21 protein-coding genes and 1 pseudogene are annotated in these 24,150 nt (G+C 44.6%); 19 read left to right on the top strand and 3 right to left on the bottom strand.

The genetic code is table 11. The features are described 5' to 3' along the window. The first annotated feature begins 125 nt into the window (after positions 1–125). The 6 genes and pseudogenes from phoP to coaE all read left to right on the top strand — a co-directional run bounded on the left by phoP (position 126) and on the right by coaE (position 7,747). Positions 126–848: a two-component system response regulator PhoP gene (phoP, locus tag AC0C66_RS07245; protein WP_003223561.1), complete on the top strand. Its 723-nt coding sequence runs from the start codon at positions 126–128 to the stop codon at positions 846–848. Continuing rightward, on the top strand, positions 841–2,580 hold the full coding sequence (gene phoR / locus AC0C66_RS07240) for a sensory box histidine kinase PhoR (RefSeq protein WP_072182762.1): 1,740 nt from the start codon (positions 841–843) through the stop codon (positions 2,578–2,580). Before phoP ends, phoR begins: the two co-directional genes overlap by 8 nt. A gap of 242 nt (positions 2,581–2,822) precedes the next feature. Then, positions 2,823–5,465: a DNA polymerase I gene (gene polA / locus AC0C66_RS07235; RefSeq protein ID WP_461845648.1), complete on the top strand. Its 2,643-nt coding sequence runs from the start codon at positions 2,823–2,825 to the stop codon at positions 5,463–5,465. Between the two features lie 22 nt (positions 5,466–5,487). Further along, entirely contained in the window at positions 5,488–6,318 is an 831-nt protein-coding gene (gene mutM / locus AC0C66_RS07230; protein WP_072182759.1) for a DNA-formamidopyrimidine glycosylase, read from the top strand. A gap of 148 nt (positions 6,319–6,466) precedes the next feature. Then, positions 6,467–7,117, top strand: a pseudogene (gene ytaF, locus AC0C66_RS07225) (sporulation membrane protein YtaF); the annotation flags it as partial. A gap of 15 nt (positions 7,118–7,132) precedes the next feature. Beyond that, complete coding sequence (coaE, locus tag AC0C66_RS07220; protein WP_072182758.1) at positions 7,133–7,747, top strand: dephospho-CoA kinase; 615 nt, start codon at positions 7,133–7,135, stop codon at positions 7,745–7,747. A 16-nt stretch (positions 7,748–7,763) separates the two neighbouring features. On the opposite strand, the gene AC0C66_RS07215 is transcribed toward coaE, so the two are convergent. After that, positions 7,764–8,606 carry an aldo/keto reductase gene (locus tag AC0C66_RS07215; protein WP_461845647.1) on the bottom strand — a complete coding sequence of 281 codons (843 nt, stop codon included), beginning with the start codon at positions 8,604–8,606 and terminating at the stop codon, positions 7,764–7,766. 23 nt (positions 8,607–8,629) lie between these two features. Next, entirely contained in the window at positions 8,630–9,820 is a 1,191-nt protein-coding gene (locus tag AC0C66_RS07210) for an MFS transporter (RefSeq protein ID WP_072182755.1), read from the bottom strand. Positions 9,821–10,003: 183 nt separating this feature from the next. On the opposite strand from AC0C66_RS07210, the gene AC0C66_RS07205 reads away from it, so the two are divergent. From AC0C66_RS07205 to thrS, 9 genes are all read left to right on the top strand, one after another. Further along, positions 10,004–10,384: a winged helix-turn-helix transcriptional regulator gene (locus AC0C66_RS07205; protein ID WP_014114741.1), complete on the top strand. Its 381-nt coding sequence runs from the start codon at positions 10,004–10,006 to the stop codon at positions 10,382–10,384. A gap of 204 nt (positions 10,385–10,588) precedes the next feature. Next, positions 10,589–11,611, top strand: coding sequence for a glyceraldehyde-3-phosphate dehydrogenase (locus tag AC0C66_RS07200; protein WP_461845646.1), 1,023 nt, complete (start codon positions 10,589–10,591; stop codon positions 11,609–11,611). 238 nt (positions 11,612–11,849) lie between these two features. Beyond that, a complete protein-coding gene (speD, locus tag AC0C66_RS07195; RefSeq protein ID WP_003223584.1) occupies positions 11,850–12,230 on the top strand; it encodes an adenosylmethionine decarboxylase in 381 nt (126 codons plus the stop codon). A 272-nt stretch (positions 12,231–12,502) separates the two neighbouring features. Continuing rightward, positions 12,503–12,961 carry a transcriptional regulator NrdR gene (gene nrdR / locus AC0C66_RS07190; RefSeq protein WP_003223586.1) on the top strand — a complete coding sequence of 153 codons (459 nt, stop codon included), beginning with the start codon at positions 12,503–12,505 and terminating at the stop codon, positions 12,959–12,961. A gap of 114 nt (positions 12,962–13,075) precedes the next feature. Continuing rightward, the gene (dnaB, locus tag AC0C66_RS07185) at positions 13,076–14,497 is read left to right on the top strand and encodes a replicative helicase loading/DNA remodeling protein DnaB (protein WP_014114739.1); all 1,422 of its coding nucleotides are present in this window, start codon (positions 13,076–13,078) and stop codon (positions 14,495–14,497) included. Between the two features lie 27 nt (positions 14,498–14,524). Continuing rightward, complete coding sequence (gene dnaI, locus AC0C66_RS07180; RefSeq protein WP_014114738.1) at positions 14,525–15,460, top strand: primosomal protein DnaI; 936 nt, start codon at positions 14,525–14,527, stop codon at positions 15,458–15,460. Between the two features lie 33 nt (positions 15,461–15,493). After that, positions 15,494–16,135 (top strand): TVP38/TMEM64 family protein, encoded by a 642-nt coding sequence (locus AC0C66_RS07175; protein ID WP_014114737.1) that lies wholly within the window; start codon positions 15,494–15,496, stop codon positions 16,133–16,135. Positions 16,136–16,213: 78 nt separating this feature from the next. Beyond that, entirely contained in the window at positions 16,214–17,059 is an 846-nt protein-coding gene (gene ytxC / locus AC0C66_RS07170) for a putative sporulation protein YtxC (RefSeq protein ID WP_041521036.1), read from the top strand. A 394-nt stretch (positions 17,060–17,453) separates the two neighbouring features. Next, a complete protein-coding gene (gene thrS, locus AC0C66_RS07165) occupies positions 17,454–19,385 on the top strand; it encodes a threonine--tRNA ligase (protein ID WP_072182753.1) in 1,932 nt (643 codons plus the stop codon). 40 nt (positions 19,386–19,425) lie between these two features. On the opposite strand, the gene AC0C66_RS07160 is transcribed toward thrS, so the two are convergent. Further along, positions 19,426–20,208: an HAD family hydrolase gene (locus tag AC0C66_RS07160; RefSeq protein ID WP_061186744.1), complete on the bottom strand. Its 783-nt coding sequence runs from the start codon at positions 20,206–20,208 to the stop codon at positions 19,426–19,428. A gap of 166 nt (positions 20,209–20,374) precedes the next feature. Here AC0C66_RS07160 and lytS point away from each other — a divergent pair, with 166 nt between their 5' ends. The 4 genes from lytS to lrgB all read left to right on the top strand — a co-directional run bounded on the left by lytS (position 20,375) and on the right by lrgB (position 24,149). Further along, on the top strand, positions 20,375–22,156 hold the full coding sequence (lytS, locus tag AC0C66_RS07155) for a two-component system sensor histidine kinase LytS (protein ID WP_461845645.1): 1,782 nt from the start codon (positions 20,375–20,377) through the stop codon (positions 22,154–22,156). Then, complete coding sequence (lytT, locus tag AC0C66_RS07150; RefSeq protein ID WP_072182748.1) at positions 22,134–22,859, top strand: two-component system response regulator LytT; 726 nt, start codon at positions 22,134–22,136, stop codon at positions 22,857–22,859. Before lytS ends, lytT begins: the two co-directional genes overlap by 23 nt. Positions 22,860–22,992: 133 nt before the next feature. Continuing rightward, a complete protein-coding gene (gene lrgA / locus AC0C66_RS07145; protein ID WP_014114732.1) occupies positions 22,993–23,433 on the top strand; it encodes an antiholin-like murein hydrolase modulator LrgA in 441 nt (146 codons plus the stop codon). A 20-nt stretch (positions 23,434–23,453) separates the two neighbouring features. After that, on the top strand, positions 23,454–24,149 hold the full coding sequence (gene lrgB, locus AC0C66_RS07140) for an antiholin-like protein LrgB (RefSeq protein WP_014114731.1): 696 nt from the start codon (positions 23,454–23,456) through the stop codon (positions 24,147–24,149). Position 24,150: the final 1 nt, after the last annotated feature.

The following is a 24,150-nucleotide window of genomic DNA, read 5'->3' as shown; positions in this document are numbered from 1 at the left end:
AAAATGATGTAAAAGACGAATTGTCGGAATATCCTGCTTTCGCTAAAATAAAATCATGAAACATGTTAAGATGACATAAAATAGAGAAATAGGATGTCGGGGAATTATAATACTGGAGGCACAGCATGAACAAGAAAATTTTAGTTGTGGATGATGAAGAATCTATTGTTACTCTTTTACAGTACAATTTGGAACGGTCAGGCTATGATGTCATTACCGCCTCGGATGGGGAAGAAGCACTCAAAAAAGCGGAGACAGAGAAGCCTGATTTGATTGTGCTTGATGTGATGCTTCCAAAACTGGACGGAATCGAAGTATGCAAGCAGCTGAGACAGCAAAAACTGATGTTTCCGATTTTAATGCTGACAGCGAAGGATGAGGAATTCGACAAAGTATTAGGGCTTGAGCTCGGTGCTGATGATTATATGACCAAGCCGTTCAGTCCAAGGGAAGTAAATGCAAGAGTCAAAGCGATTTTAAGGCGTTCGGAAATGGCTGCGCCCTCTAGTGAAATGAAAAACGATGAAATTGAAGGTCAGATCGTAATTGGCGATCTGAAAATCCTGCCTGATCATTATGAAGCGTACTTTAAAGAAAATCAGCTTGAGCTGACACCGAAAGAATTCGAACTGCTGCTGTATTTGGGCAGACATAAAGGCAGAGTGCTGACGAGAGATCTTTTGTTGAGCGCTGTCTGGAATTATGATTTTGCCGGAGATACGAGAATTGTTGATGTGCATATCAGCCATCTCCGCGACAAAATTGAAAACAATACGAAAAAACCGATCTATATTAAAACGATTAGGGGATTGGGGTATAAACTGGAGGAGCCAAAAATGAATGAATAAATACCGTGTGCGCCTTTTTTCTGTACTCGTTGTCTGTATGATTCTGGTGTTTAGTGTCCTCGGGCTGTTTTTGCAGCAGCTCTTTGAAACATCTGATCAAAGGAAAGCAGAGGAACACATTGAAAAAGAAGCCAAATACATGGCTTCGCTTCTTGATGCCGGCAATCTGAATGATCAAGCAAATGAGAAAATCATTAAAGATGCAGGCGGCGCGCTTGATGTGAGCGCATCCGTTATCGATACAGACGGCAAGGTGCTGTACGGGTCAAACGGGAGAGCAGCAGATTCTCAAAAGGTGCGGGCGCTTGTCTCTGGCCATGAGGGTGTTCTTTCAACAGCGGATAACAAGCTTTATTACGGACTCTCGCTTAGAAGCGAAGGTGAAAAAACAGGATATGTGCTGCTTTCTGCCTCTAAAAAAAGCTACGGCTTGAAAGGCGAAATGTGGGGGATGCTGACGGCCAGTCTTTGTACCGCTTTTATCGTCATTGTTTATTTTTATTCCAGTATGACCTCACGCTATAAAAGGTCGATTGAAGCAGCGACAAACGTAGCGACAGAACTGTCCAAGGGGAACTACGATGCCAGGACATACGGCGGCTATATCAGGCGCTCTGATAAGCTCGGCCGTGCGATGAACAGTCTTGCTGTTGATCTGATGGAAATGACGAGAACGCAGGAAATGCAGCGGGACCGGCTGCTGACAGTCATTGAAAATATCGGCTCTGGGCTGATTATGATTGATGGAAGAGGCTTTATCAATCTCGTGAACAGGGCTTACGCCAAGCAGTTTCATATCAATCCGAATCAGATGCTGCGCCGTCTTTATCATGATGCATTTGAACATGAAGAAGTGATCCAGCTTGTCGAAGACATTTTTATGACGGAGACAAAGAAATGCAAACTGTTAAGGCTTCCGATCAAAATTGAACGGCGTTATTTTGAAGTGGACGGCGTACCGATTATGGGGCCGGACGATGAATGGAAAGGAATTGTGCTCGTTTTCCATGACATGACGGAGACGAAGAAATTAGAGCAGATGAGAAAGGATTTTGTGGCGAATGTTTCTCATGAGCTGAAAACGCCGATTACGTCCATTAAAGGGTTTACGGAGACGTTATTGGACGGGGCGATGGAGGACAAAGAAGCGCTTTCTGAATTTCTCTCTATTATTCTAAAGGAAAGCGAAAGGCTTCAGTCTTTGGTTCAGGATCTTCTCGATCTCTCAAAAATCGAGCAGCAAAATTTTACGCTCAGCATTGAAACGTTTGAACCAGCCAAAATGCTTGGTGAGATTGAAACGCTTCTTAAGCATAAGGCGGATGAGAAAGGCATCTCCTTACAACTGAATGTCCCGAAAGATCCGCTATACGTATCAGGCGACCCGTACAGGCTGAAACAGGTATTTCTTAATCTCGTAAACAATGCGTTAACCTACACGCCTGAAGGGGGCTCTGTAGCTATCAATGTAACGCCCAGAGAAAAAGACATTCAGATTGAAGTTGCCGATTCCGGAATCGGAATTCAGAAAGAAGAAATTCCTCGCATCTTTGAACGTTTTTACCGCGTAGATAAAGACAGAAGCAGGAATTCGGGCGGCACCGGCCTGGGTCTTGCAATCGTAAAGCATTTAATAGAGGCTCATGAAGGGAAAATCGATGTCAAAAGCGAGCCTGGACTGGGAACGGTCTTTACAGTGACGCTGAAACGGGCCGCTGAAAAGTCCGCCTAATGTTTACAAAGGTTTAACAATATCTTCATGCACTGTTAAACCTATGCTGGTAGGATGTAGTAGAACCCCTTCATCCAAGGAGCCAATTTTGACGGCGGGAACCATTTTGTGTTCCCGTCCTTTTTTGTGTCTTCTCCTCAGTTCACGTATTTTCCTTTCAAATTGAACTTTGTTAAAATAAGAGGAGCTAATGACTATGTAAGAGATGAATGGAAGCCTGAGGCTTCTTAGGAGGATATTGAATGACGGAACGAAAAAAATTAGTGCTTGTAGACGGAAACAGTCTGGCTTACCGGGCGTTTTTTGCATTGCCGCTGTTAAGCAATGATAAAGGTATTCATACGAATGCCGTATACGGCTTTGCGATGATTTTAATGAAGATGCTTGAGGATGAAAAACCGACGCACATGCTGGTTGCATTTGATGCCGGGAAAACAACATTTCGTCACGGCACATTTAAAGAATATAAAGGCGGCAGACAGAAAACCCCGCCTGAGCTTTCCGAACAAATGCCATTTATCCGCGAGCTGCTGGATGCCTATCAGATCAGCCGCTACGAACTGGAACAATACGAAGCCGACGATATTATCGGCACACTGGCCAAATCGGCTGAAAAAGACGGATTTGAAGTAAAGATTTTCTCAGGAGATAAGGATTTAACTCAGCTGGCAACAGACAAAACAACAGTTGCCATTACGAGGAAAGGAATTACCGATGTTGAATTTTACACACCGGAGCACGTCAAAGAGAAATACGGGCTTACGCCTGAACAAATCATTGACATGAAGGGTCTGATGGGCGATTCCTCGGATAATATTCCAGGTGTGCCCGGCGTCGGAGAAAAGACAGCGATTAAGCTCTTAAAACAGTTCGATTCCGTGGAAAAGCTGCTGAAGTCCATTGACGAGGTGAGCGGAAAGAAACTGAAGGAAAAGCTTGAGGAATTTAAGGATCAGGCATTGATGAGCAAGGAGCTTGCGACGATCATGACGGATGCGCCGATTGAGGTATCCGTTTCCGGCTTGGAATATCAAGGCTTTAATCGTGAACAGGTGATTGCCATCTTTAAAGATCTTGGATTCAACACGCTTCTTGAACGTCTTGGGGAAGACAGTGAAGAAGCAGAGCAGGATCAGGCATTAGAGGAAATTAAGGTCGAAACCGTCACAGACGTAACAAGCGGCATATTGGTTTCTCCATCCGCATTTGTCGTTGAACAGATTGGCGACAATTATCATGAAGAGCCGCTTCTCGGATTTTCGATCGTAAATGAAACGGGATCTTATTTTATTCCGAAAGACATTGCCGTGGAGTCTAAGGTGTTTAAAGAATGGGCGGAAAATGACGAGCAGAAGAAATGGCTTTTCGATAGCAAGCGGGCTGTTGTCGCTTTGCGCTGGCAGGGCATTGAGCTGAAGGGGGCGGAGTTTGATACGCTTCTTGCGGCTTATATCATCAATCCGGGCAATTCATATGATGACGTTGCGAGTGTGGCCAAGGATTACGGCCTGCATATCGTATCAAGCGACGAATCAGTTTATGGCAAAGGAGCAAAACGGGCGGTACCTTCAGAAGATGTACTGTCTGAGCATCTTGTCCGAAAAGCGTTAGCCATTCAAAGCCTGCGGGAAAAGCTTGTTCAGGAGCTGGAAAACAACGATCAGCTTGAGCTGTTTGAAGAGCTCGAAATGCCGCTTGCGCTTATTCTCGGCGAAATGGAATCAACTGGCGTCAAGGTCGATGTTGATCGTTTAAAACGAATGGGTGAAGAACTGGGTGCGAAGCTGAAGGAATATGAAGAAAAAATCCATGAGATTGCGGGAGAGCCGTTTAATATCAATTCTCCGAAACAGCTCGGCGTCATCTTGTTTGAAAAGATCGGCCTGCCTGTCGTAAAAAAAACAAAAACAGGCTATTCAACGTCTGCTGATGTGCTTGAAAAGCTGGCTGACAAGCATGAGATTGTCGACTATATTTTGCAGTACAGACAAATTGGCAAGCTTCAATCGACATATGTCGAAGGGCTTTTAAAGGTGACGAGACCGGATTCGCATAAGGTGCACACGCGCTTTAACCAGGCTTTAACGCAAACAGGCCGTCTCAGCTCGACTGATCCGAATCTGCAAAACATTCCGATCAGGCTTGAAGAAGGGCGTAAAATCCGCCAAGCTTTTGTTCCGTCTGAAAAAGACTGGCTTATTTTTGCAGCCGATTACTCACAAATCGAGCTGCGGGTGCTTGCCCATATTTCAAAGGATCAAAATCTTATTGAAGCTTTTACAAATGATATGGATATTCATACGAAAACGGCAATGGATGTGTTCCATGTTGCCGAGGATGAAGTGACTTCTGCGATGAGACGCCAGGCAAAAGCGGTCAACTTTGGCATCGTATACGGCATCAGCGATTACGGGCTGTCACAGAACCTCGGCATTACCCGGAAGGAAGCCGGAGCATTCATCGAACGCTATTTGGAAAGCTTCCAAGGCGTAAAAGCGTACATGGAAGATTCAGTTCAGGACGCGAAGCAAAAAGGATACGTGACAACGCTTATGCATCGCCGCCGTTACATTCCTGAGCTGACGAGCCGAAACTTTAATATCCGCAGTTTTGCGGAGCGTACGGCAATGAATACGCCGATTCAAGGAAGCGCAGCTGATATTATAAAAAAAGCCATGATTGATATGGCTGCCAAGCTGAAAGAAAAACAGCTGAAAGCAAGACTGCTGCTTCAAGTACACGATGAATTGATTTTTGAAGCGCCGCAAGAAGAAATTGAAATTCTTGAAAAGCTTGTTCCTGAAGTGATGGAACATGCGCTTGCATTAGATGTGCCGTTAAAGGTGGACTTTGCATCAGGCCCATCTTGGTACGATGCGAAATAAACAGAGATAGGAAGTGATGGATGTGCCGGAATTACCAGAGGTTGAAACGGTCCGGCGCACTCTGACCGGGCTTGTAAAGGGAAAAACAATCAAATCGGTAGAGATCAGATGGCCGAATATCATCAAACGGCCTGCCGAACCGGAGGAATTTGCGCGAAATCTAGCAGGAGAAACGATACAGTCTATCGGAAGACGAGGAAAGTTTTTGCTGTTTCATTTAGATCATTATGTCATGGTTTCCCACCTTCGAATGGAAGGGAAATACGGGCTTCATCAAGCGGAGGAGCCAGACGATAAACACGTGCATGTCATATTCACGATGACAGACGAAACACAGCTTCGTTACAGGGATGTGCGGAAGTTTGGGACCATGCACTTATTTAAACCGGGAGAGGAAGCGGGCGAGCTCCCTCTTTCTCAATTAGGGCCGGAACCGGATGCAGAAGAATTTACGAGTGCATATTTAAAAGAACGGCTTGCCAAAACAAACCGTGTTGTCAAAACCGCCCTACTGGATCAGAAAACAGTTGTGGGACTCGGGAACATTTATGTGGACGAGGCTCTTTTCAGAGCGGGTGTCCATCCTGAGACGAAAGCAAATCAATTATCAGACAAAACAATCAAAACACTTCATGCTGAAATCAAAAACACCCTGCAGGAGGCGATTGACGCGGGCGGCAGCACAGTCCGCTCGTATATCAACTCCCAAGGGGAAATTGGAATGTTCCAGCTGCAGCATTTTGTGTACGGAAAAAAAGACGAGCCGTGCAAAAATTGCGGAACGATGATTTCAAAAATTGTCGTCGGAGGCAGGGGCACGCATTTTTGCGCGAAGTGCCAGAAAAAAAAGTAGCATAATGCTTCATCGTCCAAGCTGTCGGTGCATATATCAGTAACTCTGTAATAGAGGATGCCATTTTCGAAACACGGATTTTTCACTTTACCATATATATGATTGTGATGAATCCCGGGCATTTCACATCTGATACAAGAGCACCAACAGAAAGGAAGAAACGGATATGCAAATGGTTTCTATACTGCTGCTGGCGTTGGCTGTCAGCTTGGACAGTTTTTCAGTCGGATTTACGTACGGATTGAGAAAAATGAAAATACCGTTTAAAGCGATTTTAATTATCGCCTGCTGTTCCGGTGCTGTCATGTTTATATCCATGCTGATCGGAAGCTTTCTTACAAAGTTTTTTCCTGTATATGTAACGGAGAAGCTTGGCGGTTTGGTATTGGTCGGAATCGGTGCGTGGGTTCTGTATCAATTTTTCAAACCGGCAAAAGACAAAGAATACTTATTGCATGAAAAAACGCTGCTTAATTTAGAGGTTCGGTCATTAGGGATTGTGATTCATATTTTGAGAAAACCTATGAGTGCGGATATCGACAAATCGGGTGTGATCAATGGAATTGAGGCGGTCTTATTGGGATTTGCCTTATCGATTGATGCCTTCGGAGCAGGTATTGGCGCAGCCATTCTTGGTTTTTCACCGATTGTGATGAGCATTGCCGTGGCAATCATGAGCTCGTTGTTTGTATCAATCGGAATCAATGCCGGCCATTTTCTGTCTAAGTGGAAATGGATTGATAAGATGGCGTTTTTGCCGGGGCTTCTGCTGATCACGATTGGGCTCTGGAAATTGTAAAAAGGAGTGGATCTCTTGACCTTAGTCATTGGTTTAACGGGAGGAATAGCTAGCGGCAAAAGTACGGTAGCCAATATGCTGATTGAAAAAGGAATAACAGTTATAGATGCAGATATCATTGCCAAACAAGCGGTAGAAAAAGGGATGCCGGCCTACCGGCAAATCATTGACGAATTCGGTGAAGACATCCTGCTCCCAAACGGTGATATAGATCGAAAAAAGCTTGGGGCACTGGTATTTACAAATGAACAAAAGCGTCTTGCTTTAAATGCAATTGTTCATCCCGCAGTCAGGCAGGAAATGCTCAATCACCGTGATGAAGCCATAGCAAATCGCGAGGCATTTGTTGTATTAGATATCCCGCTATTGTTTGAAAGCAAATTGGAATCTTTAGTTAATAAAATTATTGTGGTCAGTGTGACCAAAGAGCTTCAGCTGGAACGTCTGATGAAGCGCAATCAGCTGACGGAAGTAGAGGCGGTCAGCCGTATCCGTGCCCAAATGCCCTTAGAGGAAAAAACAGCAAGAGCAGATCAAGTCATTGATAACAGCGGCACGCTTGCAGAGACCAAACAGCAGCTTGATGAAATCATCACTAGCTGGGCAGAATACAAAAACACCGTTCGTTAGAACGGTGTTTTTGTCATTAAAAATCAAAGTTGTCCGGATCAGGACCGACGCGCAGGTTTTCATTCAGCGCATCGATTCGGTTCATGTCATCCTGTGCTAACTCAAAGTCAAACACATTGGCATTTTCTTTAATGCGGTGTTCCTTCGTTGATTTAGGAATCGTAATGATGCCATGCTGCAGATCCCAGCGCAAAATAATTTGTGCTGCTGATTTGTTATATGTTTGAGCGATGTCTGCCAGTACAGGGTGATCCAGCAGCTGTCCCTGCATTAAAGGTGACCAAGCTTCCATCTGGATGCCTTGTTTTTTGCAGTATGCCATCAGCTCTTTTTGTGTAAGACGCGGGTGAAATTCCACTTGGTTGATCATAGGCTGTATTTCAGCAGCCGTCATCAGGTCTTCAAGATGATGGATTTGGAAGTTGCTCACGCCGATCGCTTTGACACGGCCTTCTTTATACAGAGTTTCAAGCGCTCTCCAGGCTTCTTTATATTTTCCTTCTACAGGCCAGTGGATGAGATATAGATCTAAATAATCCAAACCGAGTTTTGACACGCTTGCTTCAAATGCGGCAAGTGTTTCCTCGTAGCCTAAATCTGCATTCCACACTTTTGATGTAATAAACAGATCCTCTCTTGAGATGCCTGTTTCTTCAATGCCTTGCCGAAGCCCTTCTCCGACTCCAGCTTCATTTCCGTAGATAGCGGCAGTATCAATACTGCGGTATCCGTGAACAATGGCGGCTCTAACTGCGTTTACCAGTTCAGATCCTTCTTCCACTTGGAATACGCCTAGGCCGAACCATGGCATTTTTACTCCGTTATGAAGTGTTGCTGCTGCTTGTAAATGTGTTGTCATATTGATTTCCTCCTTTAAAATTGTCAGGCTTCTTGTTGATCCCGTTTTTCCATCAAGCGGCTCCAGCCTGTTAAGATAACTGCACCGACTACCATTAATCCGCCTATCCAAGCGGTATGAATCAGTCCGATTGAATCGGTGATCACACCCCCAAGATATGAGCCAAGCGCAATCCCTGCATTAAAGGCAGCGATATTCATCGCGGATGCGACATCAACTGCACTCGGGACAAAACGCTCAGCCAGCATGACGACATACACCTGAAGGCCGGGCACATTCATAAAGGCCAGCAATCCCATACAGAGAATGGTGATAAGGCCTGCTGATTGATATGGAGCCGTAAATGTCAGCGTGAATAGAACGAGTGCCTGTACGATAAACATATAGAATAAAGCGGCAATCGGATTTCGGTTTGACAGCTTTCCGCCAATCATATTGCCGATTGCAATGGCAATTCCGTATACGAGCAGGATCACTGCTACAGTTCCGGCATTGAAGCCTGTTACTTCCTGAAGCAGGGGAGACAGGTACGTGAATACAACGAATGTTCCTCCGTATCCAAGAGCTGTAATGACAAATAGAAGCAATAACCGGCCGTTTGTCACAAGCTTCAATTGATCCTGCATCGTTGTTTTCGTCCCTTTTCGTAATTTGGACGGGACAAGAATGCCATTTGTAATGAAAGCAATGATTCCGACGGCGATAATGACCATAAAGGCAAAACGCCAGCCGAGCTGCTGGCCGATAAACGTGCCGAAAGGAACTCCGGTTACAGTTGCCACAGTGAGCCCTGTAAACATTATCGAAATCGCGCTAGCCCTTTTATCCTCAGGGACGATATCCGCTGCGATTGTCGAACCGATCGACATAAACACACCGTGCGAAAAAGCTGATATCACACGTGCTGCTAATAAAATCCCGATGCTTGAAGCGGTAGCGGCCATCGTATTCCCGGCAATAAAAATCAACATGATCCAAAGCAATAGCGTCTTACGTGACATGCTTGAGGTCAATGAAGTTAATATAGGTGCACCGAATGTAACGCCAAGCGCATAAAGGGAAACGGTCAATCCCGCTGTTGTGACAGGGATGTGCAGGTCATCAGAAATGAGCGGCAAAAGGCCGACGCTGATAAATTCGGTTGTTCCTATGGCGAATGCACTTACGGCCAAAGCCAGGAGTGCAGGAATGCTGCTTTTATTGGCTGAAGTCATCATGTTCCTCCTTTGTATGATGTGTTGTATGATTGAAATTCTGCCGAGTAAGCTATATAAATAAAAAAGAGCAGATTTAAATCAGCCGACAAATGTGATTATGAAAGATATCGTCAAAAAAGAAAAGTACGTACTTTTAAGTGCTATAGTCACTTTTTAGTGCCTGTAAGGAGAGTGAACCGCATGGAGCAGAAAAAATATAACATTTCAGTTGAAGCGACTCTTGAAGTGATCGGCGGGAAATGGAAATGCGTCATTTTATGCCACCTGACGCACGGAAAAAAACGCACGAGTGAATTAAAGCGCCTGATGCCTAACATCACGCAAAAAATGCTGACCCAGCAACTGCGCGAGCTGGAAGCGGACGGTGTCATTAACCGGATCGTGTACAATCAGGTTCCTCCCAAAGTGGAATACGAGCTTAGCGAATACGGCCGCAGCTTAGAAGGGATTTTAGACATGCTGTGTGCTTGGGGAGCGAGTCATATTAACAGAGTGTACGGGGATACATTTTCTGTGTTAGAAGAAAGTGTGCTCAATGATAAGTTAAAACAGGAGTCATAAAAAATGAGAGCAGTCAGTGCGGAACGCTGGCTGCTTTTTGGTTCTTACGCCTAATTTGTGTGCAAGAAAATATATAATGCATCATAAATTAGCGTTGTAATCGTTGATTTTTATCAATATGTACTGGCGAATTCATTTTAATGTGTTATACTAATTACAGATGACAACAAATTAGAATGACATAATCGATAAGGGGTGTCCAACATGAAGGTAAAAGTAGCGATCAACGGGTTTGGAAGAATCGGGAGAATGGTTTTTAGAAAAGCAATGTTAGATGATCAAATTCAAGTAGTGGCCATTAACGCCAGCTATTCCGCAGAAACGCTGGCTCATTTAATAAAGTATGACACAAATCACGGCAGGTACGACAAAGAGGTTGTGGCTGGTGAAGACTGCCTAATCGTGAATGGAAAGAAAGTGCTTTTATTAAACAGCCGTGATCCAAAACAGCTGCCTTGGCGGGAATATGATATTGACATTGTCGTCGAAGCGACAGGGAAGTTTAATTCAAAAGATAAAGCGATGGGTCATATAGAAGCGGGGGCCAAAAAAGTCATTCTGACTGCTCCGGGAAAAAATGAAGACGTTACCATTGTGATGGGAGTAAATGAGGACCAATTCGACGCCGACCGCCATGTCATTATTTCAAATGCGTCATGCACGACAAATTGCCTTGCGCCTGTTGTAAAAGTGCTGGATGAAGAATTTGGCATTGAGAGCGGGCTGATGACTACAGTTCACGCATATACGAATGACCAGAAAAATATTGATAATCCGCATAAAGATTTGCGCCGGGCGCGGGCATGTGGTGAATCCATCATTCCGACGACAACAGGAGCGGCAAAGGCGCTTTCGCTCGTGCTGCCGCATCTGAAAGGAAAGCTTCACGGCCTTGCCTTGCGCGTCCCTGTTCCGAACGTCTCACTGGTTGATCTCGTTGTCGATCTGAAAACTGAAGTAACGGCTGAAGAGGTAAACGAGGCATTTAAACGGGCTGCCAAAACTTCGATGTACGGCGTTCTTGATTATTCAGATGAACCGCTCGTTTCGACTGACTATAATACAAATCCGCATTCAGCGGTCATTGACGGGCTTACGACAATGGTAATGGAAGACAGAAAAGTAAAGGTGCTCGCATGGTATGACAACGAATGGGGCTACTCATGCAGAGTCGTTGATCTGATCCGCCATGTAGCGGCACGAATGAAACATCCGTCTGCTGTATAAAATAAGGTCATGGACGCATTTTGAAGAAAAAACCCTTAACAGCATATTTCTGAAAAAACGCACCTTGCAAATTAGACTTAAACACAGTATACTATTTTTCGTGAACTTCTTGCTTGAGACTGTTTCGGAATTACTTAAAGGGTTAGGACCTCTCCGGACTAACTTTCCCCCGTGGTAAATGGCCGACCCAGTTGTTGGAATTTCACTTTTTAATTCTTGTTAAGGGGGGTCCATGACTATGGAAACAATGGGGCGTCACGTTATCTCCGAGCTATGGGGATGCGATTTTGATAAGCTGAATGACATGGATTTTATTGAAAAAACGTTTGTAAATGCTGCTCTAAAATCAGGTGCTGAGGTGCGCGAGGTTGCATTTCACAAATTTGCACCGCAAGGCGTAAGCGGAGTTGTGATTATTTCTGAATCACACTTAACAATTCACAGTTTTCCTGAGCACGGATATGCGAGCATTGATGTTTATACTTGTGGAGACTTAGATCCTAATGTCGCTGCTGATTACATCGCAGAGGCATTACATGCTGATACAAGAGAAAACATTGAAATACCAAGAGGAATGGGGCCTGTGCAAATTAAACAGGCGCAAGCGAAAGTACTATAGTAAACACGAACACAAAGGGAGCTGAAGCTAGAAAGCCATTTTGCGCTTTTTAGCTTATGCTCCTTTTATTTTTATAAAGAAACAAGGGTGGTCCAGCTTTTTCTTTTTTCGTTTTTTTTGTAAAATAAGAAAGAGATTTTCACAAACCACCAGATGCTGTAGACACAGCTTTACACAACGGCTCTCCCGACAGATGCTTTCACATCTATTTTAAAAGGCGGAGGCTGCCGAAAATACATTGCAGGGAACGAAATAGTTGGGAGCTGATTTTATTGAAATGTCCTTCATGCCAGCATAACGGAACGAGAGTCCTCGATTCACGGCCTGTGGATGACGGAAAATCGATTCGCCGAAGACGCGAGTGTGAATCCTGCCACTACCGGTTTACGACCTTTGAGAAAGTGGAGGAAACCCCGCTCATCGTCGTGAAAAAAGAAGGTGTGCGTGAGGAATTCAGCAGAGAAAAAATGCTGCGCGGCCTCATAAAAGCATGTGAAAAAAGACCTGTTTCACTCAAAACGCTTGAAGACATGTGCTTTGATATTGAAAAAGAACTTCGCAATCAAGGCTGCTCTGAGGTGAAAAGCGAGCTCGTCGGAGAAATGGTGATGGACCGGCTGGCTAAGATTGATGAAGTCGCATATGTACGGTTCGCGTCAGTCTATCGGCAGTTTAAAGATATAAACGTCTTTATCGATGAATTAAAAGATTTAATAAAGAAAGAGCGTTAAAAGAGCTAAGAGGATTCTTCTAGCTCTTTTCTCATGTGCAAAATTGGCATTTGATAGATATGAGAAACGGTGTAAAATGAAAGGTAGAAACAAATTCGGAAGGTTTGAGAATGTATGGCTGACTATTGGAAAGATGTACTGCCTGTAGATCCGTATGTGGTCAAAAGCAGATCGATGCTGCAGGATATAGACAGACAAATTATTACACAACTGTATCAGCCCTTAATCGGCCCTGTTGCATTCTCTCTTTATATGACATTGTGGGGAGAGCTTGAACAAAACCGTCTGTGGGGCGGAGAGTCCACACATAGACAGCTGATGGGGATGACACAGTCTAACTTAAAAACGATCCATCAGGAACAGGGGAAGCTCGAAGGCATCGGATTGCTAAAAGTATATATGAAGGAATCCGAGCGGCAGGAGCGCCTCTTTATATATGAACTCCTTCCGCCGCTCAGGCCAAATGATTTTTTTGAAGACGGAATGCTGAATGTTTTTCTGTACAATAGAGTCGGAAAAACAAAATATCAGCAATTAAAACAATTTTTCACGCACCCGGCCATTTCAGAAGATGCGAAGGACATTACGCGGCCGTTTAATCATGCGTTTGAATCGCTGCAGCCGAGTGAATGGAAGCTCACATCTGATATGGAGGAAACGGTGAAACTTGCGCAGGGCACAGAGTATACTTCTGTCGGACAGGCACCGTCCTACACCATAACGGAGGATGTGTTTGATTTTGATTTGTTTTTAGCGGGACTTTCTGAGACGATGATTCCGAGAAAAGCAATGACTCAGCAGGTGCGGGACACAATCAAAAAGCTTTCTTATCTGTACGGCATAGATCCTTTGCAAATGCAAAATGTCGTGATGAGCGCGATTGATGAGCGTGACGTCATTACGACGGAGGCTTTAAGAAAAGCGGCAAGTGACTGGTATCAAATCGAAAGAAACGGACAACTGCCTGACTTAGTGGAAAAAACACAGCCGGTGCATCTGCGTGAAGGCGAAAAACCGGCGGAAGGGGATTCGCTGGACGGGAAACTGATCGCATTGCTTGAGGCGATTTCTCCGAAGAAGCTTCTGCAGGACATTGCCGACGGAACTGAGCCGTCAAAAGCTGATCTGAAAATCATAGAAGAAATTATGTTTGAACAGAAGCTCGAGCCAGGCGTTACAAATGTGTTAATTTATTACGTCATGCTGAAAACCGATATGAAGCTGTCGAAAAACTATATCCAAAAAATCGCGTCGCATTGGGCGCGCAAAAAGGTAAAAACGGTCAGAGAAGCGATGAAGCTCGCGATAGAAGAAAACCGCCAATACCTTGAATGGGCTGAAGGGAAAGCAAATCAGCCATCAAAACGAAACTCAAAAGTGATTCGCGAAGAAAAACTTCCTGACTGGATGAAAGAAAAGGAAACAGCATCCGATTCAGAATCCGGACAGCAGAAGCTGCAACCTCAGGATTTGGAAGAACAGAAGAAAAAGATGATGGAAGAGATGCAAAAACTGAAAAAATACTCTGCCTATTAAAGACAGAGATGCGGGGTGAAGTAATAGATGGAACCAATCGGCCGTTCCCTGCAGGGCGTAACCGGCAGACCGGATTTCCAAAAACGTCTTGAACAAATGAAGGAAAAAGTCATGAAGGATCAAGATGTTCAGGCATTTTTGAAGGAAAACGAAGAAATGATTGATCAAAAAATGATTGAAAAGAGCTTAAATAAGCTTTATGAATATAGCGGACAAAGCAAGAATTGCTCCTATTGTTCAGAAGATGAAGATTGCAACAATCTGTTGGAGGGCTACCATCCGAAGCTTGTTGTCAATGGCCGTTCTATTGATATCGAGTATTATGAATGTCCGGTCAAACGGAAGCTCGACCAACAGAAAAAACAAAAGTCTCTTATGAAAAGCATGTATATCCAGCAGGACCTTCTCGGAGCGACATTCCAGCAGGTTGATATCAGTGATCCGAGCAGGCTCGCGATGTTCCAGCATGTTACGGATTTTCTGAAAAGCTATAATGAGACGGGAAAAGGGAAAGGACTGTATTTATACGGGAAATTCGGGGTAGGAAAAACGTTTATGCTCGCTGCGATTGCCAATGAACTGGCGGAAAAAGAGTATTCCTCCATGATCGTATATGTACCCGAATTTGTGAGAGAGCTCAAGAATTCGCTTCAAGACCATTCATTGGAAGAGAAGCTCAATATGGTCAAAACAACACCTGTATTGATGCTTGATGACATCGGAGCGGAATCAATGACGAGCTGGGTAAGGGATGAAGTCATCGGAACAGTGCTTCAGCACAGAATGTCCCAGCAGCTTCCGACGTTCTTTTCTTCTAATTTCTCACCTGACGAACTGAAGCATCATTTTACGTATTCGCAAAGGGGAGAAAAGGAAGAAGTAAAAGCGGCAAGATTAATGGAGCGGATATTATATTTGGCTGCTCCAATCCGCCTTGACGGAGAAAACCGCCGCCATCCGTAATCGCTGCGGTTCAAAGGGGAAGGAACTGAGGGTATGAAACGAAAAACCGCTCTTAAATGGCTGGCAGTGCTGGCCGTTGCAGGTTTAATCTTTTGGGGAAATAAAAGGTATTTGAATGTATCGCCGAAAGAGATCAGGGTATGGATATTGTCATTCGGGGTCTTTGCACCGCTGATGTTTATCGGGATATCCATCGTCAGACCTCTTGTTTTATTTCCGGTGTCTGTTATTTCTATAGCGGGCGGGCTTGCGTTTGGCCCGCTTCTCGGCACGCTTTACACGTTATTCGGTTCGATGTGCGCCTCAGCTGTTTCGTTTTTTGCAGCGGGTTTGTTTGCTGCGAAAAAGAACGGCCATTACGAAAAGCTGGAAGCCATTCAGAAGCAGATGGAGGATAACGGATTTTTTTATATCTTTCTTTTAAGAATCCTGCCGATCAATTTTGATTTCGTCAGTTATGCGGCAGGTCTTTCCAATGTCAAAGCGCTGCCATATTTTGCGGCGACGGCCGCGGGAATCATCCCTGGGACCATTGCGCTTAATGTGCTGGGTGCGAGCTTTTTGGCTGGCAATCTGCCCGCTTTCTTTATGGTGCTCGCTTTGTATATCGTGTTTATCTCGCTGCCGTTCATCTTCAGAAAGAAAATGCAAAACCTGTTCCAAGAATCAAATTAAGATTTGCCAATGACCTTTACGTCTATTTTAAAAACATCCCCCATATACTTGTAACAGATGCCGTAAGGGGGGACAAACATGCTTGAAATAATCTTTGAAGATGACCATGATGCAGCCGCTTTTTTACATCTCATTCAGCATTCGGACGATCGGAACAATATCATTGTCCGTGAAGGCATACGGAAAATCGGGATTGAAAAAGCTAAGCCGGCTTTCTCTATTCAGCATTTTATGGAGCCGATTCTGGTCAAGTTTTTTTTAGAATGCAAAGAAGACGAGCATATGCTGTCATTGATTGAGGGAACATACTGCTTCACGGACCAGGATGAACAGCAGCAAATCCTTCAGCTCGCACACAGTATTATTGAAGGAGAAGCGGACGATCTGCCGTTTGAGCCGCTAAAGCTTTCGCGGAAACAATCAATTTTGGATGAACTCCAAACGATTTGTTTAGAGGAAGGCTTATTTTCCATTCGTTCCTTTCAGACCTTCCGACTCGGACAATACTACAAGCAGCTTAGAGACATTACGGAAGCGGCGATAGATGAATATAAGATGGAACAGGAATATCAAAACTTTATTCAAACACTCAGAGACTATGTAACAGCAAAACAGCCGCGAATCAAAAAGGTGCATATTGTCCATGATGGTTCATTTACATTATGGGAACTGCGCTATGTGCCGGAACGGGAAAAAATGAAATACATAGACAGGCGATTCGTCCGCGATCATCCTATGTACATTGATTCTCATTTGCTCGCGCCGCTGATTTCCATTGCGCCTGATGAAGTGGTGCTTTACACCGACCAGCCCGAGCACATGATGGCAAGGACCATTCAAAACGTATTTCAAGAGAGAATGGAAATGCTTCCGCTGCACGCTTTTTCAGACGCAGAAATACCTGTGAAGCACTCGGAAGGATAAGGGCCGGCAGCCTGTATATATAAGGCTGTCGGTTTGAAAAAGGAAATACGATCGTGTTGATTTTTTGGATTGAACAATTTATAATACATAGGAGATTAAGAAAGACACACGTATTGATAAGGACACGAAGGAATGATACCGGCTCAAAGAGAGGGAAGCCCCGGCTGCAAGCTTCCCAGCTAAGGACCATTCACTTTACCGCCTTTGAACTTCAGCTGTGAACCCCTTTAAAGGAGCAGTAATGGCTGACGGGAACTCCCGTTACAGAGCTTAGAGCCGCAGTTGCCGGAGTATTGGCTTTGCGGAAAAAAGGGTGGAACCACGATTCCGTTTATTCAACCTCGTCCCTTTCATAGGGGGCGGGGTTTTTATATGCAAAAAAGGAGTGACATAGATGTCAGATATGGTAAAAATCACATTTCCTGATGGAGCAGTCAAGGAGTTTGCGAAAGGAACAACAACAGAAGATATCGCGGCATCCATCAGTCCGGGATTAAAGAAAAAATCATTAGCCGGAAAACTGAACGGAAAAGAAATCGATTTGAGAACACCGATCAATGAAGACGGTACAGTGGAAATCATTACTGAAGGCTCAGAAGAAGGTCTTCAAATTATGCGCCATAGTACGGCTCACTTGCTTGCTCAAGCGATTAAACGCATTTATAAAGATGTCAAATTCGGTGTCGGTCCGGTCATCGAAAACGGTTTTTACTACGATGTAGAAATGGAAGAAGCGATTACACCGGAGGATCTGCCGAAAATCGAGAAAGAAATGAAAAAAATCGTCAATGCGAACCTCCCGATCGTTCGAAAAGAAGTCAGCCGTGAAGAAGCGAAAGCCCGTTTTGCAGAAATCGGCGACGACCTGAAGCTTGAACTATTGGATGCCATTCCTGAAGGAGAAACCGTTTCGATCTATGAGCAAGGCGAATTCTTTGACCTGTGCCGCGGCGTGCACGTTCCTTCAACAGGAAAAATCAAAGAGTTTAAGCTGTTAAGCCTTGCAGGCGCATACTGGCGCGGTGACAGCAACAACCAAATGCTTCAGCGCGTATACGGCACAGCTTTCTTCAAAAAAGCTGATCTTGAAGAGCATCTTCGCATGCTTGAAGAAGCGAAAGAGCGTGACCACAGAAAGCTCGGCAAAGAATTAAAGCTGTTTGCGAACTCTCAAAAAGTCGGACAAGGCCTGCCGCTTTGGCTGCCAAAAGGCGCGACAATCCGCCGCGTCATCGAGCGCTACATTGTTGATAAAGAAATCAGCCTCGGCTATGAGCATGTATACACACCTGTGCTTGGGAGCAAAGAGCTGTATGAAACATCAGGACACTGGGATCATTATCAAGAAGGCATGTTCCCTCCGATGGAAATGGACAATGAAACCCTTGTGTTGCGTCCAATGAACTGCCCGCACCATATGATGATTTACAAACAAGACATTCACAGCTACCGCGAGCTTCCGATTCGTATTGCGGAGCTGGGAACGATGCACCGCTATGAAATGTCAGGTGCGCTGTCAGGGCTTCAACGCGTACGTGGCATGACGTTAAATGATGCACACATCTTTGTGCGCCCGGATCAAATTAAGGATGAGTTTATCCGTACAGTCCGTTTAATCCAGGATGTATATGAAGATTTCGGTTTAAGTGATTACACATTCCGTCTGTCTTACCGTGATCCGGAAGATACAGAGAAATATTTTGATGACGATGAAATGTGGACCAAAGCACAATCCATGCTGAAAGAGGCAATGGACGAAATCGGCCATGACTATTACGAAGCAGAAGGTGAAGCGGCATTCTATGGCCCTAAACTTGATGTTCAGGTGAAAACAGCGATCGGCAAAGAAGAAACATTGTCTACGGTTCAGCTTGACTTCTTATTGCCTGAACGTTTCGATCTAACCTATATCGGTGAAGACGGCAAGCAGCACCGTCCGGTTGTTATTCACAGAGGTGTCGTATCAACAATGGAACGATTTGTTGCCTTCTTAATCGAAGAACACAAAGGTGCGCTGCCAACATGGCTTGCACCGGTTCAGTTCCAAGTCATCCCGGTGTCTCCGGCTGTGCACTTAGACTACGCGAAAAAAGTGCAGGAACGCCTGCAGCGTGAAGGCCTGCGTGTAGAAGTCGACAGCCGCGATGAAAAAATCGGCTACAAAATTCGCGAAGCGCAAATGCAAAAAATTCCGTACATGCTTGTGGTCGGTGACCAAGAAGCAGAAAACGGGGCAGTAAACGTCCGTAAGTACGGAGAGCAGAACTCTGAAACCATTTCACTAGATGATTTTGTGAAAAAGGCAGTATCTGAAGCGAAAAAATAACATAAAAAAGCATGATCTCATTGAAGAGATCATGCTTTTTTTATTTCTCTAATATAGGAAACAAATCATGAAGGCTGCTGATGATGTAATCAGGCGTCACATCGGTTTCGTTTTTCTTATCTGTCCGATTAATCCAAACAGTTTTGATACCGGCTCTTGAAGCGCCTAAAATATCAGTATTCAAATTATCGCCGACCATGATCGCATCGTCTTTTTCAATATTCATCAGCTTAAGGCAGTGTTCAAAAATTGAAACATCTGGTTTCCCTTTTCCGAAAGCGCCCGAGATGACGATTTCATTGAAATAAGGGGCGAGTTCAGGCACGCCGGCGAGCTTCTCCTTTTGCAGACTCGGATCGCCGTTTGTCAAAAGCAGCAATTCATATTTGCCTTTTAATTGATCGAGTACAGCAAATGTTTCATCATATACAAAGGGGCGTTTTCTGCGCTCTGCCGCGAAAAACTCTCCCAAGTATTCGCCATATGCAGGATCATCGATGCCAAGCGCTTTCAGCCCGTTTGTCCATGCGTTTCTTCTGTACTCCGGCACAATCTTGTTCAGCTTCTGAAAGCCTTCACTGATCGGTTCGGAGAAATTGGACCACAGTCCTTCAAACGGGTTAATGCCGATCATCACTGTATATGGATACGTCTCATATGACATGTACAATTCTCTCGCCGCTTCGCGAACAGCTGCTTCGAATGCCTGCGGGTCAAGGCCATATTTTTTCTCCGCCTGTAAACAAGTTTCTGCAAATGTTGTTCTGACGCTTTTTTCGTCCCAAAGTAGTGTATCGTCTAAATCAAAAAATACGGCTTTCATGATCTTCTCCTCTGCTACAGATTCAAATCTTTCTGCCAAAAGGCTCACATTTTATTTTACAATAGATAAAAGCCTTGTGAAATATGTTTTCAGACGATTTTAAAAAAACAGTCAGCCGTGAAACGAAAACATGCTAGAATGAAAACGGAAAGAACAGGTGACATGCATGATTCATTTAATGATTATGATGCTTGAGAGGGTAGGGATTATCGTTATATTGGGCTTCATTCTCGCCCATACGAAGCTTTTCAGACAAGCTTTGCAAAATCAGGACGGCTATAAAGGAAAAGTGGTTTTAATCTCTATTTTTTCTCTCTTTAGTATCATCAGCAATTATACAGGCATCGAAATTCAAAAAAATATGATTGTAAACAATGACTGGGTGTTTGCGATAGATCCGACGGGCTCTATCGCGAATACCCGTATTTTGGGCGTGGAAATCGGAGGCCTTCTCGGAGGTCCGTTTGTAGGAGCGGGGATCGGTATACTGGCAGGCCTGCACCGTTTTTCGCTCGGCGGCAGCACGGCCTTAAGCTGTGCGGTATCATCCGTTTTAGCGGGTGTTCTTGCAGGCTTGATCGGAAGGTATTTTACGAAGCGGTACCGAATGCCGACACCGCGTATCGCCGCTCTTGTGGGAATCGGCATGGAGTCACTGCAGATGGTGATTATTTTGCTGATGGCGAAGCCATTCAGTGACGCTTGGGAGCTTGTCAGCATGATCGGGATTCCGATGATACTCATCAACGGAACAGGCAGTTTTATTTTCCTGTCGATTATTCAAGCGATCATCCGCAAGGAAGAGCAGGCAAGGGCGCTTGAAACGCACAGAGTGCTGACAATTGCTGACCAGACGCTTCCTTTTTTTCGCCAAGGTCTAAATGAAAACTCCTGTAAAAGTGTGGCGGCTATTATCCATAAGCTGACCGGAACAGATGCGGTGTCTCTCACTGACAATGAGAAGATCCTTGCGCATGTCGGCGCGGGAATGGATCACCACATCCCATCAAAAAGCTTGATCACCGGCCTGTCCAAAAAGGTGATAAAAACAGGGCAAATCATGAAGGCGATTTCCCAGGAAGAGATTGAATGCACGCATTCTGAATGTCCTTTGCATGCGGCGATTGTCCTGCCGCTGACATCAAACGGCAATACAATCGGCACTTTAAAAATGTATTTTAAAAACCCGGCTGGCCTGAGCCAAGTAGAGGAGGAGCTTGCTGAGGGGCTGGCCATGCTGTTTTCGACACAGCTTGAGCTTGGGGAAGCAGAGCTGCAAAGCAAGCTTCTCAAGGATGCTGAAATCAAAGCGCTTCAAGCACAGGTGAATCCGCATTTTTTATTTAATGCGATCAATACGATTTCTGCGTTATGCCGCACGGATGTTGAAAAAACACGTAAGCTCTTATTGCAGCTCAGTGTTTATTTTCGTTCAAACCTTCAAGGAGCGAGGCAGCTGCTGATTCCGCTCTCAAAGGAGCTGAACCACCTCCACGCCTATTTATCATTAGAACAGGCGCGTTTTCCCGGGAAATATAAGATTGAGCTGAATATCGACAGCAGGCTGGAACAGATTGAAATCCCTCCGTTTGTTTTACAGGTGCTTGTGGAAAACGCGCTTCGTCATGCGTTTCCGAAAAAACAAGACATGTGCAAAGTTACGGTCTGTGTCTTATCTGATGATACATTCGTCTATATGAAGGTGACGGATAACGGACGGGGAATTCCGCCGGACATCCTGCCGGAGCTGGGAAAGAAACCGTTTCCGTCTAAGGAGGGAACCGGTACAGCGCTTTATAACCTGAATCAGCGGCTGGTCGGTTTATTCGGACAGCAAGCCGCACTGAATATCAGGAGTGAGGTTCAGAAAGGGACAGAGGTTTCCTTTCGAGTGCCAATGCAACAGATGAAAGAGGGAGAAGAACATGCTCAGGGTGTTAATAGTTGATGATGAGATGCTGGCAAGGGATGAACTGGCTTACTTGCTCAAGCGGACCAATGAGGAAATAGAAATCAATGAAGCGGAAAATATCGAATCTGCTTTTGACCAAATGATGGATCAAAAACCTGATTTGCTGTTTTTAGACGTTGATTTATCCGGAGAAAACGGTTTTGATATCGCAAAGCGATTGAAAAAAATGAAGCATCCACCTGCTGTTGTATTTGCGACAGCGTATGACCAATATGCGCTCAAAGCGTTTGAGGTGGACGCTCTTGATTATTTAACTAAGCCTTTCGATGAGGAAAGAATTCAGCAAACGCTGAAAAAATATAAAAAAGTAAATCGGGATGTCGTTGAAATAGAACAGAACAGCCATGCCGGCCAGCATAAACTCGCGCTATCTGTCGGAGAATCAATTGTAATCATAGATACGAAGGACATTATCTATGCTGGGACGGAAGATGGTCATGTCAATGTAAAAACCTTCGATACATCTTATTCGGTCAGCGATACGCTCGTTGTGATTGAGAAAAAGCTGCCTGATGCTGACTTTATCCGCGTCCATCGAAGCTTTGTCGTCAATACCGAATATATTAAAGAAATTCAGCCGTGGTTTAATTCAACGTACAATCTGATCATGAAAGACGGATCAAAAATACCGGTCAGCCGGACATATGCAAAGGAATTGAAAAAGCTGCTCCATATTTGATGGGCGGCTTTTTGCATTTCAGCCATTTGATTCTGCAACTCAGTCCCGCTATTTGGCATGTTATCTTGTAAGCGCTTCATAACAGGGGATTCTTATTTATAATGAGGGTACCAAAGAGAAAGAGGTGAAGAAAATGAGTGCTAAAAAAGTGTACGGGTTTTTAACACAAGCATTTATTTTTGCCGTCATTATGCTGGTTTCGAATATGATTGCAGCTATTGTCCCGATACCTATCCCGGCATCGGTTGTAGGGTTGGTCTTATTATTTCTTCTATTATGTTTGAAAGTCATTAAATTGGAACAAGTAGAAACGCTCGGAACGTCTTTAACCTCTCTGATCGGGTTTTTATTTGTCCCGTCAGGTATATCTGTTATGAATTCGCTAGGTGTGATGCAGCAATACGGTCTGCAAATTGTTCTTGTCATTCTGCTCGCAACGATCATTTTGCTAGGGGCTACAGGATTGTTTTCTCAGCTGATTCTTTCGCTGAGCGGAAAACGCAAATCCGCAGCGGACATGAAAACAAAAACAGTGCAAAGCCCGCAGAACAATAAAGAACTCGTTCACCATTAAGGAAACAGGAGGTTCATCAGATGGAAAGCACAATGAGTCCTTATTTCGGAATTGTCGTATCACTTGCTGCATTCGGCATCGGCACCTTTTTATTTAAGAAAACGAAAGGCTTCTTCCTTTTCACTCCTTTGTTTGTTGCCATGGTGCTTGGGATCGCATTCTTAAAAATCGGCGGTTTTTCCTATGCAGACTATCATAATGGGGGAGAAATCATTAAGTTTTTCCTTGAACCGGCGACGATCGCTTTTGCAATTCCTCTTTACAAACAAAGAGATAAGCTGAAAAAATACTGGTGGCAAATCATGTCCTCCATTATTGTCGGCTCTATCTGCTCTGTCACGATTGTTTATTTGCTCGCAAAAGGTATTCACCTCGATGCGGCAGTGATGAAAAGCATGCTTCCGCAGGCGGCTACAACGGCAATTGCGCTTCCTCTATCAAAAGACATTGGAGGCATCAGCGACATCACTGCCTTTGCGGTCATCTTTAACGCTGTAATTGTTTATGCGCTCGGAGCATTGTTCTTGAAGGTGTTTAAAGTAAAGAATCCCATTTCTAAAGGATTGGCTCTCGGAACGTCCGGACATGCACTCGGTGTAGCCGTCGGGATCGAGATGGGAGAAGTCGAAGCTGCGATGGCAAGTATTGCGGTTGTCGTAGTAGGAGTGGTAACGGTTCTTGTCATTCCTGTGTTCGTGCAGCTAATCGGAGGATAAG

The sequence above is a fragment of the Bacillus sp. VA13 genome (assembly GCF_055710085.1).
Note: the sequence above shows the minus strand (reverse complement) of the source record. Positions and strands in the feature narration are given on the sequence as shown.

Coding starts and splice junctions, on each gene's coding strand:
- ytxC (WP_041521036.1), top strand. CDS start 16,214: ATGCTTGAAATAATCTTTGAAGATGACCATGATGCAGCCGCTTTTTTA.
- polA (WP_461845648.1), top strand. CDS start 2,823: ATGACGGAACGAAAAAAATTAGTGCTTGTAGACGGAAACAGTCTGGCT.
- lrgB (WP_014114731.1), top strand. CDS start 23,454: ATGGAAAGCACAATGAGTCCTTATTTCGGAATTGTCGTATCACTTGCT.
- lytT (WP_072182748.1), top strand. CDS start 22,134: ATGCTCAGGGTGTTAATAGTTGATGATGAGATGCTGGCAAGGGATGAA.
- AC0C66_RS07175 (WP_014114737.1), top strand. CDS start 15,494: ATGAAACGAAAAACCGCTCTTAAATGGCTGGCAGTGCTGGCCGTTGCA.
- phoR (WP_072182762.1), top strand. CDS start 841: ATGAATAAATACCGTGTGCGCCTTTTTTCTGTACTCGTTGTCTGTATG.
- speD (WP_003223584.1), top strand. CDS start 11,850: ATGGAAACAATGGGGCGTCACGTTATCTCCGAGCTATGGGGATGCGAT.
- lrgA (WP_014114732.1), top strand. CDS start 22,993: ATGAGTGCTAAAAAAGTGTACGGGTTTTTAACACAAGCATTTATTTTT.
- AC0C66_RS07215 (WP_461845647.1), bottom strand. CDS start 8,606: ATGACAACACATTTACAAGCAGCAGCAACACTTCATAACGGAGTAAAA.
- AC0C66_RS07160 (WP_061186744.1), bottom strand. CDS start 20,208: ATGAAAGCCGTATTTTTTGATTTAGACGATACACTACTTTGGGACGAA.
- AC0C66_RS07210 (WP_072182755.1), bottom strand. CDS start 9,820: ATGACTTCAGCCAATAAAAGCAGCATTCCTGCACTCCTGGCTTTGGCC.
- phoP (WP_003223561.1), top strand. CDS start 126: ATGAACAAGAAAATTTTAGTTGTGGATGATGAAGAATCTATTGTTACT.
- dnaB (WP_014114739.1), top strand. CDS start 13,076: ATGGCTGACTATTGGAAAGATGTACTGCCTGTAGATCCGTATGTGGTC.
- lytS (WP_461845645.1), top strand. CDS start 20,375: ATGATTCATTTAATGATTATGATGCTTGAGAGGGTAGGGATTATCGTT.
- AC0C66_RS07200 (WP_461845646.1), top strand. CDS start 10,589: ATGAAGGTAAAAGTAGCGATCAACGGGTTTGGAAGAATCGGGAGAATG.
- thrS (WP_072182753.1), top strand. CDS start 17,454: ATGTCAGATATGGTAAAAATCACATTTCCTGATGGAGCAGTCAAGGAG.
- AC0C66_RS07205 (WP_014114741.1), top strand. CDS start 10,004: ATGGAGCAGAAAAAATATAACATTTCAGTTGAAGCGACTCTTGAAGTG.
- dnaI (WP_014114738.1), top strand. CDS start 14,525: ATGGAACCAATCGGCCGTTCCCTGCAGGGCGTAACCGGCAGACCGGAT.